This is a genomic window from Diaphorobacter sp., from assembly GCF_050251835.1.
In the GTDB taxonomy this organism is placed as follows: Bacteria; Pseudomonadota; Gammaproteobacteria; order Burkholderiales; family Burkholderiaceae_C; genus JBFXIE01.
The window spans coordinates 50874-66114 of sequence record NZ_JBFWLZ010000005.1 but is presented as its reverse complement, the minus strand read 5'-3'; the positions used below and the strand labels follow the sequence as shown (position 1 = coordinate 66114).

Annotated in this window: 12 protein-coding genes; 3 read left to right on the top strand and 9 right to left on the bottom strand. The window is 67.2% G+C overall.

The annotated features are described in order from the left end of the window. Positions 1 to 8: 8 nt before the first annotated feature. The 9 genes from AB7E35_RS03220 to AB7E35_RS03180 all read right to left on the bottom strand — a co-directional run bounded on the left by AB7E35_RS03220 (position 9) and on the right by AB7E35_RS03180 (position 11666). On the bottom strand, positions 9 to 1694 hold the full coding sequence (locus AB7E35_RS03220; protein WP_428162862.1) for an amino acid ABC transporter ATP-binding/permease protein: 1686 nt from the start codon (positions 1692 to 1694) through the stop codon (positions 9 to 11). Continuing rightward, complete coding sequence (gene cydD, locus AB7E35_RS03215; protein ID WP_428162863.1) at positions 1691 to 3355, bottom strand: thiol reductant ABC exporter subunit CydD; 1665 nt, start codon at positions 3353 to 3355, stop codon at positions 1691 to 1693. The genes AB7E35_RS03220 and cydD overlap by 4 nt, the downstream gene beginning before the upstream one ends. A gap of 286 nt (positions 3356 to 3641) precedes the next feature. Beyond that, positions 3642 to 4598: an NAD(P)H-dependent flavin oxidoreductase gene (locus AB7E35_RS03210; RefSeq protein WP_428167061.1), complete on the bottom strand. Its 957-nt coding sequence runs from the start codon at positions 4596 to 4598 to the stop codon at positions 3642 to 3644. A gap of 87 nt (positions 4599 to 4685) precedes the next feature. After that, on the bottom strand, positions 4686 to 6506 hold the full coding sequence (locus tag AB7E35_RS03205) for an acyl-CoA dehydrogenase (protein WP_428167060.1): 1821 nt from the start codon (positions 6504 to 6506) through the stop codon (positions 4686 to 4688). A gap of 87 nt (positions 6507 to 6593) precedes the next feature. Further along, the gene (locus AB7E35_RS03200; protein WP_428167059.1) at positions 6594 to 7529 is read right to left on the bottom strand and encodes an electron transfer flavoprotein subunit alpha/FixB family protein; all 936 of its coding nucleotides are present in this window, start codon (positions 7527 to 7529) and stop codon (positions 6594 to 6596) included. Between the two features lie 19 nt (positions 7530 to 7548). Continuing rightward, on the bottom strand, positions 7549 to 8298 hold the full coding sequence (locus AB7E35_RS03195; RefSeq protein WP_428167058.1) for an electron transfer flavoprotein subunit beta/FixA family protein: 750 nt from the start codon (positions 8296 to 8298) through the stop codon (positions 7549 to 7551). Between the two features lie 195 nt (positions 8299 to 8493). Continuing rightward, complete coding sequence (locus AB7E35_RS03190; protein WP_428164189.1) at positions 8494 to 9804, bottom strand: mechanosensitive ion channel family protein; 1311 nt, start codon at positions 9802 to 9804, stop codon at positions 8494 to 8496. A 23-nt stretch (positions 9805 to 9827) separates the two neighbouring features. Further along, positions 9828 to 10631: an enoyl-CoA hydratase gene (locus AB7E35_RS03185; RefSeq protein ID WP_428167057.1), complete on the bottom strand. Its 804-nt coding sequence runs from the start codon at positions 10629 to 10631 to the stop codon at positions 9828 to 9830. Between the two features lie 75 nt (positions 10632 to 10706). Continuing rightward, positions 10707 to 11666 (bottom strand): histone deacetylase family protein, encoded by a 960-nt coding sequence (locus AB7E35_RS03180; protein ID WP_428167056.1) that lies wholly within the window; start codon positions 11664 to 11666, stop codon positions 10707 to 10709. A gap of 38 nt (positions 11667 to 11704) precedes the next feature. Here AB7E35_RS03180 and AB7E35_RS03175 point away from each other — a divergent pair, with 38 nt between their 5' ends. The 3 genes from AB7E35_RS03175 to AB7E35_RS03165 form a co-directional block, all read left to right on the top strand. Then, on the top strand, positions 11705 to 12625 hold the full coding sequence (locus AB7E35_RS03175; protein ID WP_428164186.1) for an AAA family ATPase: 921 nt from the start codon (positions 11705 to 11707) through the stop codon (positions 12623 to 12625). A gap of 4 nt (positions 12626 to 12629) precedes the next feature. Next, a complete protein-coding gene (locus AB7E35_RS03170) occupies positions 12630 to 13670 on the top strand; it encodes a DUF58 domain-containing protein (RefSeq protein ID WP_428167055.1) in 1041 nt (346 codons plus the stop codon). Positions 13671 to 13797: 127 nt separating this feature from the next. Further along, the coding region (locus tag AB7E35_RS03165; protein WP_428167054.1) for a DUF3488 and transglutaminase-like domain-containing protein at positions 13798 to 15241 on the top strand (1444 nt) is incomplete at its 3' end.

Here is a 15241-nt window from a genome sequence, read left to right as displayed (position 1 = left end):
AACTATGCTCAGCCGTCTTGCCGCAGACGGCCTAGTGCCTCATCGAACGCTGGCGCGCCACGCCGTGCGTCCGCCACCACCACGCCCTCGCTCACCCACAGCAGGCGGTCGGCCAGTCGGGCCTCGCGAAGCTTGTGGGTAGCCACAACCACGGTATGCCCCTGCGCAGCGCCCTCCAGACGCGCCAGCAGATCAGCAGCCGTCTGCGCGTCCAGCCCCTCAGTGGGCTCGTCCAACAACCAGCAGCGCGCCGGACTCAGCAGCAACCGCGCCAGTGCCAGGCGCCGCGCCTGACCGCCTGACAGGCCCAGACCGCCCTCTCCCAGGCGTGTATCCAACGCCTGGGGCATGGCCCGCACGTCCGGCGCCAGGCCTGCGACCTCCAGCGCCGCCCACAGCCGCGCATCGTCGGCGCCGGGGCTGGCCAGCAAGAGGTTGTCGCGCAGGCTGTCCTCGAACAGCTCTGTGCGCTGCGTCATCCAGGTGCAGCGCTGCGCCCGCACGGCGCCGCCCAGCGGCTGCAGCTCGCCCGCCATCAGTGACAGCAGCGTGGTCTTGCCCGCGCCGCTCGCGCCCAGCAGGGCCACCCGTTCGCCATCGTGGATGCGCAGCCGCTGCGGCAGCCCGGCGCCATGGGGTGCCACAGCCTGTTCCAGCTCCACGGCCACGCCGGCGCACGGCGAGGCCTGCAAAATCTGGGCGGCGTCGTCCCAGCCGCACACAGCTGAGGCCAGCCGGCGCGCGGCCAAGCCGCTGCGGCCGGACTCCAGAGCGCCGCGACGCATTGCAGCAAACGGCTCTACAGCCGTCAGCACCAGCAGCACAGCCAGTGCAGCCACGGGAGCGCCCAGCAGGCCGGACTGTGCCAGCCAGCCCACCCCTAGCAGCACGCCAGCCAGGGCCAGTGCGGCACACAGGCCCTGGATGAAGGACACCCTGGCCTCCAGGCCATAGAGCACGCGATCCGCATCAGCCACGCGTGCATCCAGCGCGGCGATGCGCTCGCAATGAGCGGCCAGGGTGCCGGCCATCACCAGCTCTGTCTGCCCGGCCACCAGATCGGCGGTACGGGTTCGCAGCGACTCCAGCGCCAACGCACGGCGCACTGCAGGACGGCGCGCGGCACGCGCCAACCACAGTGCGCTGCCAAAGCCCGTGACCAGCAGCCAGGCGGCCAAGGCCAGGCCCAGCCACCAGCGCATGAACCCCAGGGCAAGAACCACCATCAGCGTGGCGCCAGCGGCCGCCACCAGCGGCACGAACAGGCGCAGGTACAGGCTGTCCAACGCATCCACATCGGCCGTCAGCCGCTGCAGCAATCGCGCCGGGCGCAACCGCAGGCTCCGCGCCGCGGCAGGTGTGGCCCAACTGCGCAGCAGCCGCTCGCGCAGCGCGGCCAGCACGGCCAGGGTGGCTTCATGCGTAACCAGCCGCTCGGCATAGCGCGTGCCCGTGCGCCCCAAAGCCAAAAGTCGAATTCCCGCCGAGGGCATGAAAACATCAAAAACCAGGGCCGTGGCCGGCATCAGTCCGGCCAGCGCCGTGGCCGTGATGAACCAGCCCGACAAACCCAACAGCGCCATGCCCATGAGCACCGTGAGCAAGGCCAGCAATGCGCCGCCCAGCCACAGGCGACGCGGTGCCATGCTTGCCAGGGTCGAGGACACCGCCAACAGGCTGGAGCGGGGCTTCATGCGATGCACTCCTCGTTGGTCATGTCGGCCAGGCGGTTCTGCGCAAAGGCCCCGGCATCGGGCGTCAACACCACCACGCGATGCATGGCGGCAGCCAGCTCCGCATCATGGGTGGCGACGATCAGCGTGCGCCCACCCGCCAGATGTAGCAGGGCATCGGTGACCTGGGCGGCCGTGGCGGGATCCAGATGCGCCGTGGGCTCGTCAACCAACAGCAGGCCCGCATCGCGTGCCAAGGCCAGGCGTGCCAGCGCCAGTCGCACGATCTCGCCGCCCGACAAGCCGGCGCCGCCCTCGCCCAGCGTGGCGCCGGCACGCGCCTGGGCCACCGCGCCCAGCCCCGCAAGCCGCATGGCCTTACGCAGCTCACCGAAGGCCAGACCCTGACGGCCCAGCGCGAGGTTGCTTGCAACCGAGCCAGCAAATACATGGGGGCTCTGCCCCATCCAGGCCATGCTTGCGCGCAGCCTGCCCGCCGATTCGGCATCGATCAACTGGCCATCCACATGGATGCGCCCCAGCCCTGCCATGGGCAGCAGGCCCGCGATCTGCGCCAGCAACAGCGATTTGCCGCTGCCGCTGGGGCCCCACAGCGCCACATGCTCGCCAGGCCGCACGTTCAGGCTCAGGAGAGACAGCGCGTTGACACCACCAGGCGCCTGGGGTAGCACCTGCTCCAGGCGCAAGGCGCAGGCTCGGCCACCAGCTCGGCGCGGTGCGGCGAGCGCCCCGGGCAGCGGCTGAGCGTCGCGTCCCAGGCCATCGAGCGACTGCAGCGCGCCCTCACCACTGGCCCGGTCATGCCAGACGGCAGCCACCTCTCGCAGCGGCTCGAAGAAGCTGGGTGCCAGCAGCAGTACGAACAACGCCTGGCTCAGCACCAGGGTCTGCCCCCAACTGCCGAAGGGCAGATGGCCGAGCAGATGGAAGCCCACATAAACGGCCACCATCGCCACGCCCAAGGCCGAGAAAAATTCCAGCACCGCCGACGAGAGAAAGGCGATGCGCAGCACCCGCATGCTGCGCTCGCGCAATGATTCTGCGTTGGCACGCAGGCGCAGGGCCGTGGCGTCGATTGCGTCCAGCGCACGCAGCGTGGACAGACCGCGCAACCGGTCGAGCAAAAAGGCATTCATGCCGCCCAGCTCCACCATCTGCGCCTCACTGGCCATCTTGGCGCGCCAGCCCACGATGGCCATGAACAGCGGAATCAACGGCGCAGCGAGCACCAGGATCAGCGCCGCAACCCAGCTCTGGCTGGCAACGGCCAGCGCGATCAGTGGCGGCACGATGCGCACGCGCCACATGGCGGTCTGGTAGCGCGACAGCCAGGGCACGATGGCCTCGGCCTGCTCGGCGATGGCGCTGGCCGCCTGACCGGAAGCCGCGCGCCGGCGGTCCAGCGGCGAGGTGCCCGCCAGCGAGCGCAGCACCTGGATACGCAGCGCGCTCAGCAGGGAGCGGGCCTGCATCTGGGCCTTGCGCACACCGCTGGCCTCGCACCAGGCACGCAGCGCGCCCAGCAGTGCCACGCCAGCAGCCAACGACCACAGCGGCGCCATGCCCCGCCCGTCGGCGATGGCCTGAATCGCCAGCGCCAGCAGCAGCGCCTGGGGTAGCCAAAGCAGCGAAGCCAGCACCAGCCGCCCCGTTCCCGCCATTGGTCGGCGCGCAAGCCGATCGAAACCGGACGACGACGAGGCGCAAGGTTTTTTCATTGATTCTGAAATTTCAGTATTTACTAAAATTACACAAATTCTAAGCAATCTTGTATTGACTGTGTTGACGAATGACGGAAAGTGAATGCAGCAGTCCGGCGTGCGCTCGGCCAGGCAAGGCTGGCCATCAATTTGGCCTTCTCTCGCAGGATCCAGGAACCCCAAAGAAAACGGCGCACGAAGGCGCCGTGTCTGGGAGCAAGGGGTTCGCCTCGTCGGCGGTGCGTCGTCAGGCTGGCACGAGCACACGTTCAAGCGCCTGTTGGTACTCGCGCTTGAGGCGGGCGATCAACTCGCCCGCACCTGTGACCTCGCGGATAACACCAATACCCTGGCCGCAGCCCCAGATGTCCTTCCAGGCCTTGCGGTCGCTGCCAAAGTTCATCTTGCTCGGGTCGGACTCAGGCAGGTTGTCCGGATCCAGCCCGGCATTGCGGATGGATGGCGCCAGATAGTTGCCGTGCACGCCGGTGAACAGGTTGCTGTAGACGATGTCGTCAGACGTGCACTCGACGATGGCCTGCTTGTAGGCGTCGGCAGCGCGCGCCTCGTGCGTGGCGATGAAGGCCGAGCCGATGTAGGCAAAGTCGGCGCCCATGGCCTGCGCCGCCAAAATGGCGCCACCCGATGCGATGGAGCCCGACAGCGCCAGCGGGCCGTCAAACCACTGACGAATCTCCTGCACCAGCGCAAACGGGCTTTTGACGCCCGCGTGTCCGCCAGCGCCTGCCGCCACGGCCACCAGCCCGTCGGCGCCCTTGTCGATGGCCTTGTGCGCAAACTGGTTGTTGATGACGTCGTGCAGCACCACGCCGCCCCAGCCGTGCACGGCCTGGTTCACGTCTTCGCGCGCGCCCAGGGACGTGATGACGATCGGCACCTTGTATTTGGCGCACACCTGCAGGTCATGTTCCAGGCGGTCGTTGCTCTTGTGCACGATCTGGTTGATGGCAAAAGGTGCTGCGGGTTGTTCGGGGTGTGCCCGGTTCCAGGCGGCCAGCGTCTCGGTGATTTCGGCCAGCCAGTCGTCCAGCTGCTCTGCCGGGCGCGCATTGAGCGCCGGCATGGAGCCCACGATGCCGGCCTTGCACTGCTCAATCACCAGCTGGGGGTTGCTGATGATGAACAGCGGCGAGCCGATCACGGGCAGGCTCAGCTTTTGCAGCACTGGGGGCAGCTTGGACATTCGTGCAATCTCCTTGGTAGTTATGATCAAAAAAAGCTGCAGCGCTTATCAATAAAGCGCTAGCAGCTATCAAAACAGAAGCAATTTTCAGAACGACTCGAGCGCCAGCGCCGTGACGCTGGGCGCGCCGTGCACGATGGCGTCGCGCTGGCCGGGCGCGCGCGTCAACAGGTGATCGGCATAAAAACGCGCGGTGACGATCTTGGCCTGCATGAAGGCCGCGTCCTGCCCCTGGGGCGCCAACTCTTGTGCAACCAGCAGCGCGCGCGCCAGCTGCCAGCCCGCCACCAGGTTGCCGGCCAGCATCAGGTAGGGCACGCTGCCTGCATACACGTCGTTGGGGTGGGCCTTGGCACCGCCAGCGATGAAGTCCACCACCTCCACAAACGCCTCGCGCGCCGCACCCAGGCGCTGGGCCACGGCCAGGGCGTCGGCCGTGCCGCTGGCGCGCAGCCCGGCTTCGGTCTTTTCGATCTGCGCAGCGACGGCCTTGGCCATCTTGCCGCCGTCGCGCGCGGTCTTGCGGCCCACCAGGTCATTGGCCTGGATGGCGGTCGTGCCTTCGTAGATGGTCAGGATCTTGGCATCGCGCAGGTACTGCGCGGCGCCGGTTTCTTCGATGAAGCCCATGCCGCCGTGCACCTGCACGCCCAGGCTGGCGACTTCCAGGCTCATTTCGGTGCTGTAGCCTTTGACCAGCGGCACCATGAACTCATAGAACGCGGCGTTGTCCGCACGCACCTGCGCATCGGGGTGGTGGTGCGCCGCGTCGTAAGCGGCTGCGGCCGTGATGGCCATGGCGCGGCAGCCCTCGGTGTAGGCGCGCATGGTCATCAGCATGCGGCGCACGTCGGGGTGGTGGATGATGGCTGCGCTGGCGGCCACGCTGCCATCCACCGGGCGGCTTTGCACGCGGTCGCGCGCATACTGCGCGGCCTTCTGGTAGGCACGCTCGGCAATGGCCACGCCCTGCACGCCCACGGCATAGCGCGCGGCGTTCATCATGATGAACATGTACTCCAGGCCGCGGTTTTCTTCGCCCACCAGATAACCCACCGCGCCGGGCCCGGCGCTGTCTGCGACGCTCGCCGCCATGCCGTCGCCAAACTGCAGCACGGCCGTGGGCGATGCCTTGATGCCCAGCTTGTGCTCGATGGACACGCAGTGCACGTCATTGCGCGCGCCCAGGCTGCCATCCTTGCCGACCAGGAACTTGGGCACCACGAACAGGCTGATGCCCTTCACGCCCTCAGGCGCGCCGGCCACGCGCGCCAGCACCAGGTGCACGATGTTCTCGGCCATGTCGTGCTCACCGTACGTGATGAAGATCTTGGTACCAAAAATTTTGTAGGTGCCGTCGGGCTGCGGCTCGGCCTTGGTGCGCACCAGCGCCAGGTCGGAGCCTGCCTGCGGCTCGGTCAGGTTCATGGTGCCGGTCCACTGGCCCGAGATCAGCTTTTCAAGATAGATCGCCTTGAGCTCGTCGCTGCCGGCGGTCAGCAGCGCCTCGATGGCGCCGTCGGTCAGCAGCGGGCACAGCGCAAAGCTCATGTTGGCGCTGTTGAGCATTTCTACGCAGCACGCGCCGATGGTCTTGGGCAGGCCCTGGCCGCCAAAGTCCGCCGGATGCTGCAAACCCTGCCATCCGCCCTCGGCAAACTGGGCAAAGGCTTCCTTAAAGCCTGGCGTGGTCGTCACCACCCCGTCCTTGAACGACGACGGATTGCGGTCCCCATCCACATTCAGCGGAGCCACCACGCCCTCGTTGAACTTGGCGCACTCCTCCAGCACGGCAGCGGCGGTGTCGAGGCCGGCATCTTCAAAACCGGGAATCTGCGCAATCTGGTCAATACACGCCAGGTGCTCTATGGCAAACAGCATGTCCTTGACGGGGGCGATGTAGCTCATGGGTTCTCCAACTCAACAACAATATGAATGTGATGAAAAAAGGCATCGCTTGCGATGCCTCTTGCCGATGCAACGGCCTGCTGCGCCTTACAGCGCCTTGACCAGCTCCGGCACCGCCGTGAACAGGTCCGCCTCCAGCCCGTAGTCGGCCACGCCGAAGATCGGCGCCTCGGGGTCCTTGTTGATCGCCACGATCACCTTGCTGTCCTTCATGCCCGCCAGGTGCTGGATGGCCCCCGAGATGCCGCAGGCGATGTACAGCTGCGGCGCCACGATCTTGCCCGTCTGGCCCACCTGCCAGTCGTTGGGCGCGTAGCCCGCATCCACCGCGGCGCGGCTGGCGCCCAGCGCCGCGCCCAGTTTGTCGGCCAGCGGGGTGATGACTTCGTCGAACTTTTCCTTGCTGCCCAGCGCGCGGCCGCCCGAGACGATGATCTTGGCCGCCGTCAGCTCGGGGCGGTCGCTCTTGGTGACTTCGCGCCCGGCAAAGCGGCTCTTGCCGGCGTCGCCCACGCTTGCTACGCTTTCAATAGCTGCTGGCGCTTGTCCTTCCTGGGCTGCAGCATCAAATCCCGTGGTACGCACGGTGATCACCTTGACGGCATCTGCACTTTGCACGGTGGCAATGGCGTTGCCGGCGTAGATGGGGCGCTCGAAGGTGTCAGAAGCGACCACTTTGGTGATGTCGCTGATTTGCGCCACGTCCAGTTTGGCGGCCACGCGCGGGGCCACGTTTTTGCCGCTGGCGGTGGCGGCAAACAGGATGTGGCTGTAGTTGCCCGCAATGTGCAGCACCTGGGCGGCCAGGTTTTCTGCCAGGCCGTCTTTGAGCGCTGCGCCGTCGGCGTGGAGGACTTTGGCGACGCCAGCGATTTTTGCCGCGGCCTGCGCTGCGCCCTGGGCGCCTTCTCCGGCCACCAGGATGTGCACGTCGCCGCCGCACGCCAGTGCTGCGCTGACGGTGTTGAGGGTGGCGGCCTTGAGGCTGGCGTTGTCGTGTTCTGCAATGACGAGTGTGGTCATGTTCGTGTTCTCCTGGGGGTCAGATGACCTTGGCTTCATTCTTGAGTTTGTCCACCAGGGTGGCGATGTCGGGCACTTTGATGCCTGCGCCGCGTTTGGCGGGCTCGGCCACTTTCAGGGTTTTCAGGCGCGGGGCGACGTCCACGCCCAGGTCTTCGGGCTTGACGGTGTCCAGCGGCTTTTTCTTGGCCTTCATGATGTTGGGCAGCGTGACGTAGCGCGGCTCGTTCAGGCGCAGGTCGGTGGTGATGACGGCCGGGGTGTTCAGGTGCAGGGTTTCCAGGCCGCCGTCGACTTCGCGGGTGACGCTGACTTGGTCGCCGCTGACTTCGACTTTGCTGGCAAAGGTGGCCTGGGGCAGGTCGGCCAGTGCGGCCAGCATCTGGCCGGTCTGGTTGGCGTCGTCGTCAATGGCCTGTTTGCCCAGGATGATCAGGCCGGGTTGTTCTTTGTCCACCAGGGCCTTGAGGAGCTTGGCCACGGCCAGGGGTTGCAGCTCTGCGTCGGTCTCCACCAGGATGGCGCGGTCGGCGCCAATGGCCATGGCGGTGCGCAGGGTTTCCTGGCACTGGGCCACGCCGCAGCTCACCGCGATGACTTCGGTGGCCACGCCTTTTTCCTTCAGGCGCACGGCTTCTTCGACGGCGATTTCGTCAAAGGGGTTCATGCTCATCTTGACGTTGGCAATGTCCACTCCGCTGCCGTCCGACTTCACGCGGACTTTGACGTTGTAGTCCACCACGCGTTTGACGGGGACCAAGACTTTCATAGCTGCTCCTAGAGAATGACGGGTCTATTGACGTTTACGTAAACCAACTGATTCTATTGCGCGGTGCAACAAACCCGTCAAAGAAACACGCAAAAAAAGAACGATTGTGCTTTTTTGATTACAGCGCAGCGCGCGTGCTCAAAATCGCACCCGTGCCGCCTGCCGTGGGGCAACGCCAGCCCCCCCAACCGCAGATCACGCGACGGATACAGCACCTGGCGGCGAGCCACCCTCTTGACCAGACGCGGGCTGCACTTGCGGCCGCACATGCACAACGCGCTGTGGATACGGAATGTCGATACCGTGAGCACGCAGCGCCGCCAGAATGGCAAGATTGATGTCCGAGCGCAAAACGAGCGCCCCGTTTTCCGGGTCGGCAATCCAAAAACCCACGGTGAACTCCAGCCCGTCCGCGCCAAACGCCGACAGCGCCACCGACGGCCCCGGCTCGCGCAGCACGCGCGGGTTGACCAGGGCAGCATCGCGCAGCAGACGCATGACCAGATCGACATCACTGTCGTACCCCACGTTGACCACCGTGGACAGCCAGACACGCGGATCGGCCAGCGAGAGGTTTTCCACGCGCTGGGTGATCAGCATCTCGTTGGGCACGATGGATTCGCGCCCCACGCCCGAGCGAATCACCGTGTAGCGCCCGGTGATGTCGGTGATGCGGCCCTCGAACCCATCCACGCGCACGTTGTCGCCAATGCGCACGCTGCGCTCAGCCAGGATGACGAACCCACTCACATAATTGGCCGCCAGTTTCTGCAGGCCAAAGCCGATGCCCACGCCCACGGCGCCGCCCAGCACCGACAGGGCCGTGAGGTCAATGCCCACGGTCGAAAGAGCCAGGATCAGCCCCACGAACATCAGCAGCGCGCGCGCCGCATTGCTGAGCGCCTTGCGCACCGACAGCTCACTGCCCGTGACCGAGCGCAGCAGACGCGACTCGATGGTCGAGGAGATCCACAGCGTCAGGATCAGCACGGCGCAGGCCGTCACGAAGCCCTCGATCATGGTGCGCACCGACAGCGTGCTTGTGCCCACCTTCCAGGTGATTTCGTCAAGCTGCTGCAGCACCAGCGGCAGCAGGCCCGTCACCCACAGCACCATGCCCAGCCAAGCCAGCCACGAGATGGTGCGCTCGATCGGCCGCACCCAGGCCGACTGGGGAAAAGCCGCCTGCAGCACCTTGACCCCCACGCGGATCACCACCAGCGAAATGAGCACCGGAATGACCACCTTGAACGCCGCCAGGGGCATCCACTGCGCAAGCACCGTGCGCGCCAGGTAGCCCAGGCCCAGCAAGGTCAAGGGAAACAGCACGCCGTCAAACACCTTGGCGCCGAACAGGATGGAACGCGACGGATCACGGTGCAGCGCGCGGCGCAAGCCAGAAACCACGAACCAGGCCACAACCACGCACAAGGCCAGGGCCGCCAGCTCCGTCAATACCGTGGTCTGCGCAAAAGACCGAGCCCATTGCCGTAAGTCGTCAAACATCAGAGAACCGGATTGCACAGGAATCAAACCTTCCATGCGGGAATGCGCTTTTCGGCAAAAGCACGCGCGCCCTCTTGCGCGGCTTCGTCCATCATGTTGACGGCCATGACCTGGCCGGCCAGCTGGTAGGCGGCCTCCAGCCCCAGTTCGCGCTGCTGGTACACCAGCGCCTTGCCCAGGGCCACGGCCACGCGGGGCTTTTGCAAGATGGACTGCACCAGGGATTCGACCTCGGCGTCCAGCGCCTCGGTCGGCACCACGCGGTTGACCAGCCCCTGATCCAGCGCGGTGCGCGCATCGATGAAGTCGCCTGTCAGCAACATCTCCATCGCCCGCTTGACCGGCACGTTGCGCACCAGCGGCACGCTGGGCGTGGCGCAGAAAAGGCCGTAGTGGATGCCGCTGGTGGCAAAGCTGGCCGTGTCGCTGGCCACGGCCAGGTCGCACTGGGCCACCAGCTGGCAACCTGCCGCCGTGGCCATGCCGTGCACGCGCGCGATCACCGGCACCGGCAGCTTGTGGATGCTGAGCATCATGCGGCTGCACTGGGCAAACAGGCGCTGGTACCAGGCCAGATCAGGGTTGGCCGCCATGTCCTTGAGGTTGTGACCTGCGCAAAAGGCCTTGCCGGTGGCGGCCAGCACCACCACGCGCACGGTCTCGTCGCGCGCTACACCGTCCAGCGCCTGCTGCAGCGCGGCCAGCATGTCGTGGCCCAGGGCGTTGAAGCGGGGGGCGTCGTCAAGCGTCAGCGTGACCACGCCGCGGCTGTCGCGCTGCACGCGCAGGGGGCCGGTGCCGGGCGCCGTGGTGGTGATCGAAGTCATAAGGTGTAGTTACTCAATGGCAGAAAACTGAAAACGCACGGCCCGCGGGCGCGCAGGCACTGCGGCGCGGGACGCTCAAAGGTCGGCAAGCACGCGCACATGCGCCTCGACGCTGCGCGCGAGCGGGCCCATTACGTAGCCGCCCTCCAGACACGAGACGATGCGCCCGCCGGAAAAACGCCGGGCCACGTCCTTGATGCGCATGGTGATCCAGGTGTAGTCCTGCTCGTTGAGGCTGAGCTGGCCCATGTCGTCGTCGCGGTGCGCGTCAAAACCGGCGCTGATGAAGATCATCTCGGGCTTGAAGGCTTCCAGGCGCGGTATCCACATCATCTCGACAATGTCGCGCACGTCCATGCCCTTGGTGTAGGCCGGCACGGGCACATTGAGCATGTTGGGTGCCGGATTCTGGTCGCCGCTGTAGGGGTAGAACGGGTGCTGGAAGATGCTGACCATCAGCGCGCGCTCGTCGCCGGCCAGGATGTCTTCGGTGCCGTTGCCGTGGTGCACGTCAAAGTCCACCACCGCCACGCGCTTGAGGTTGTGACGCTGCAGCGCGTACTTGGCCGCCACGGCCACGTTGTTGAAGAAGCAAAACCCCATGGCCTTGGTGCGCGTGGCGTGGTGACCGGGGGGGCGCACGCTGCAAAAGGCGTTCTCCAGCTCGCCAGCAATCACCGCGTCGGTAGCTGCCAGCGCGGCACCCGCAGAGCGCAAGGCAGCTTTCCAGGTGTGGCGGTTCATGGAGGTGTCGGTATCCACCTGCACAAGGGGCGGGCCGCCGGCCAGCTCTTCCTCGATCAGCCAGTCCGACAAGCCACGCAGCGCGGCAATGTGCATGCGGTCGTGGGCCAGTTCCAGGTCGGCCAGCGGGGCCGGCGGCGCCTCGCGGTGATCGAGCAGGTCGGCCACGCCGCTCACCAGCAAGCGATCGTGAATGGCATCGAGCCGTGCCGGGCATTCAGGGTGTCCCGGCCCCATCTCATGCATGGAACAGTCCCGATGGGTGAAAAAGCCTGTCTTGCTCGCTGTCATTGCCCGTGTCTCTATCGTTTTTGGGATAACGTCGTGCCATGCATGCACAGCACACTATCAAATCGCTTTTGAACCAGCTTAACACGGTGATTGTTGGCAAAACCGCTCAGGTACAGGATTGCGTGGCCTGCCTGCTGGCCGGCGGGCATCTGCTGATCGAGGACGTGCCCGGCGTGGGCAAAACCACGCTGGCCCACGCCCTGGCGCGCACCTTCGGGCTGCAGTTTGCGCGCGTGCAGTTCACCGCCGACCTGATGCCCAGCGACCTGACCGGCGTGTCGGTCTATGAGCGCGGCAAGGAGTCCTTCGTGTTCCACCCCGGCCCGGTGTTCGCCCAGGTGCTGCTGGCCGACGAGATCAACCGCGCCAGCCCCAAGACGCAAAGCGCGCTGCTGGAGGCCATGGAAGAAAAGCAGGTGTCGGTGGAGGGCGAGACGCGCCCCCTGCCCCACCCGTTCTTCGTGATCGCCACGCAAAACCCGCATGACCAGCTGGGCACCTTCGCGCTGCCCGAGAGCCAGCTGGATCGCTTTCTGATGCGCATCTCGCTAGGCTACCCCGACCGCGCTGCCGAGCGCCTGCTGCTGGCCGGCAGCGACCGGCGCGACATGCTGGACGGCCTGCTGCCGCTGCTGTCGCAAGATGACCTGGCCCAGCTGCAGCAGCAGGTGCTGGCCGTGCATACGGCCGAGCCGCTGCTCAATTACGTGCAGGACCTGATCGCCGCCACGCGCTCGGGCCGCTGGTTTTTGCAGGGCCTGTCGCCGCGCGCGGGCATCGCGCTGATGCGCGCGGCCAAGGCCCAGGCGCTGATCGAGGGGCGCGACTACGTGGCGCCGGACGACGTGCAGGCCATCCTGCCGCAGACCATCGCCCACCGCCTGGTGCCCGTGGGCGACGCCGGCCGCGGCGCCGTGGAGCAGGTGCGCGCCATGGTCGAATCCGTGCCCCTGCCATAACAGCATGTCCGCAACTTACGAGCACGCCACGCCGCCCGCGGCCGCTGGCGCGCAACGCACATCCTGGCGCAGACCCTTGGGCGGCATCGCCGCCCGCTGGCAGCGCTGGTGGCTGGCGCGCCTGCCATGCACCGACACGCTCGCGCTGACCCAGCGCAATGTGTACATCCTGCCCACGGGCTCGGGCTGGATGCTGGCGCTCACGCTGCTGGTGCTGCTGGTGGCGTCGATCAACTTCCAGCTCAACCTGGGCTATCTGCTCACCTTCTTGCTGGCCGGCAGCGCGGCCGTGGGCATGCACCTGTGCCACGCCACGCTGCGCGGGCTGACGCTGCACCTGGCGCCGCCCGAGCCGCAGTTTCTGGGCGCAGGCGCGCTGCTGCAGGTGCAGTTGACCAACCCGCGGCAGGGCACTCGCTACGGCATCGCCGTGGCCGTGCGCGGCGACGGCCACGCCACCGACTGGGCCTGGACCGACGTGCCCGGCCAAAGCAGCGCCACGGTGCAGGTGGCCTTCCAGCCCGCGCGCCGCGGCCTGCAAAGCGTGCCGGTGCTGATGGCGCAGACCCGCTACCCGCTGGGCACCTTTCGCGTGTGGACGCTGTGGCGGCCCGCGGCGCAGGTGCTGGTCTATCCGCGCCCCGAGCTACCCGCGCCGCCCCTGCCGCCCGGCCAGCCGCGCGCGGGCAGCAGCGGCCAGGCGCCCGCGCGCGGCATGGGTGAATTTGACGGCGTGCGCGCCTACCGGCGCGGTGACCCGCTCAAGCTGGTGGTCTGGAAGAAGGCCGCCAAGTCGCTGGCCACCGGCACCTACGACCTGGTCAGCCGCGACACCCAGCAGGCGCAGCGCAACGAGCTTTGGCTGGACGCCGCCGCCACCGGCCTGCAAGACCCCGAGGCCCGCCTGTCGCGCCTGACGGCCTGGGTGCTGCAGGCCGACCGCCTGGGCGTCGAATACGGCCTGCGCCTGCCCGGCCGCGAGATCGCCCCCGACAGCGGCGCCGCACACCAGCGCCGCTGCCTGGAGGCACTGGCGCTGTGCTGAACCATCCATTCCGCTCGTTAATGATGAAATCAGCCTCCAGCCCAATCAATACAAGCGCAAGAAGCTATTTAATTAATAGCGCAATTGCGCATCCGCGCCCCCCGCGCCCGTACTGCGCCGCCCTGCCATGAAACTGTCGCAACGGCTTTCCCACCTGCCGCGCGAGGCGCGCGACACGCTGTTTCTGCTGGCCGTGGTGGCCTGCTGCGTGGCGCCGCTGGCGCCGCACCTGCCCGCGTGGACCAGCGTGCTGACGGCCGCGCTGCTGGCCTGGCGCGGCTGGCTGGCGGTGCAGGGGCGCGCGCTGCCGGGGCGCTGGCTGATCGGCGCCCTGCTGGCGCTGGCGGTGGCGCTCACCCTGCTGTCGCACCGCACCATCGTCGGGCGCGATGCGGGCGTGACGCTGATCGTGCTGCTGCTGGCGCTCAAGACGCTGGAGCTGCGCGCGCGGCGCGACGCCATGGTGGTGTTCTTCCTGGGCTTTTTCACGCTGCTGGCCAACTTCTTTTTCTCGCAATCGCTACCCACGGCCGCTGCCATGCTGGTGGCGCTGCTGGGGCTGCTGACGGCGCTGGTCAACGCCCACATGCCGGTGGGCCGGCCGCCGCTCACGGTGCCGATGCGCACGGCCGCGCGCATGGCGCTGCTGGGCGCGCCCATCATGGTGGCGCTGTTTGTGCTGTTTCCGCGCATGGCGCCGCTGTGGGGCGTGCCCGACGATGCGCGCGCCGGGCGCAGCGGCCTGTCGAGCGAGATGAGCATCGGCAGCATGGCCTCTTTGGTGCTGGACGACAGCGTGGCCATGCGCGTGCGCTTTGACACCCCGGGCGGTGCCCCGCCGCCGCAAGGCAGCCTGTACTTTCGCGGCCCGGTGCTCACGGCCTTCAATGGGCACGACTGGTATGCGCTGTCGCAGCCCGAGGCGCGCGGCATCACCTGGGCCGACCCCACGCCCGCCAATCTGCAGGTGCAGGGCGAACCCCTGCGCTACGAGGTCACGCTGGAGCCCAGCCGCCGGCCCTGGCTGCTGACGCTGGACGCCGCGCAAGACCGCCCCGATCTGCCCCCGGGCACCCGGGCCATGATGTCGCCCGAGCTGCAATGGCTGGCCAGCCGCCCCATTGCCAGCGTGCTGCGCTACCGCGCAGCCAGCCACCTGCGCTTCACCCATGGCCCCGAGCGCCGCACCGCGCAAATGCAAGGCTACGTGCAGCTGCCTGCTGAGAAAAACCCCCGCACCCTGGCCCTGGCCACGCAGATGCAGGCCGACCCGCAACTGGCCGCGCAGGTGGCCGCCCGCGGCGCGCAGGCCTATGTGGATGCAGCGCTGCAGCGCCTGGCCCGTGGCGGCTACACCTACACGCTAGAGCCCGGCGTGTATGGCGAGCACACGGCCGACGAGTTCTGGTTTGACCGCAAGGAAGGTTTTTGCGAGCACATCGCCTCGGCCTTCGTGGTGCTGATGCGCGCGCTGGACGTGCCCTCGCGCATCGTCACCGGCTACCAGGGCGGGCAGATGAACGAGATCGACGGTTACTGGACCGTGCGCCAGAGCGACGCCCACGCCTGGG

Coding starts and splice junctions, on each gene's coding strand:
- AB7E35_RS03220 (WP_428162862.1), bottom strand. CDS start 1,694: ATGAAGCCCCGCTCCAGCCTGTTGGCGGTGTCCTCGACCCTGGCAAGC.
- cydD (WP_428162863.1), bottom strand. CDS start 3,355: ATGGCGGGAACGGGGCGGCTGGTGCTGGCTTCGCTGCTTTGGCTACCC.
- AB7E35_RS03210 (WP_428167061.1), bottom strand. CDS start 4,598: ATGTCCAAGCTGCCCCCAGTGCTGCAAAAGCTGAGCCTGCCCGTGATC.
- AB7E35_RS03205 (WP_428167060.1), bottom strand. CDS start 6,506: ATGAGCTACATCGCCCCCGTCAAGGACATGCTGTTTGCCATAGAGCAC.
- AB7E35_RS03200 (WP_428167059.1), bottom strand. CDS start 7,529: ATGACCACACTCGTCATTGCAGAACACGACAACGCCAGCCTCAAGGCC.
- AB7E35_RS03195 (WP_428167058.1), bottom strand. CDS start 8,298: ATGAAAGTCTTGGTCCCCGTCAAACGCGTGGTGGACTACAACGTCAAA.
- AB7E35_RS03190 (WP_428164189.1), bottom strand. CDS start 9,804: ATGTTTGACGACTTACGGCAATGGGCTCGGTCTTTTGCGCAGACCACG.
- AB7E35_RS03185 (WP_428167057.1), bottom strand. CDS start 10,631: ATGACTTCGATCACCACCACGGCGCCCGGCACCGGCCCCCTGCGCGTG.
- AB7E35_RS03180 (WP_428167056.1), bottom strand. CDS start 11,666: ATGACAGCGAGCAAGACAGGCTTTTTCACCCATCGGGACTGTTCCATG.
- AB7E35_RS03175 (WP_428164186.1), top strand. CDS start 11,705: ATGCATGCACAGCACACTATCAAATCGCTTTTGAACCAGCTTAACACG.
- AB7E35_RS03170 (WP_428167055.1), top strand. CDS start 12,630: ATGTCCGCAACTTACGAGCACGCCACGCCGCCCGCGGCCGCTGGCGCG.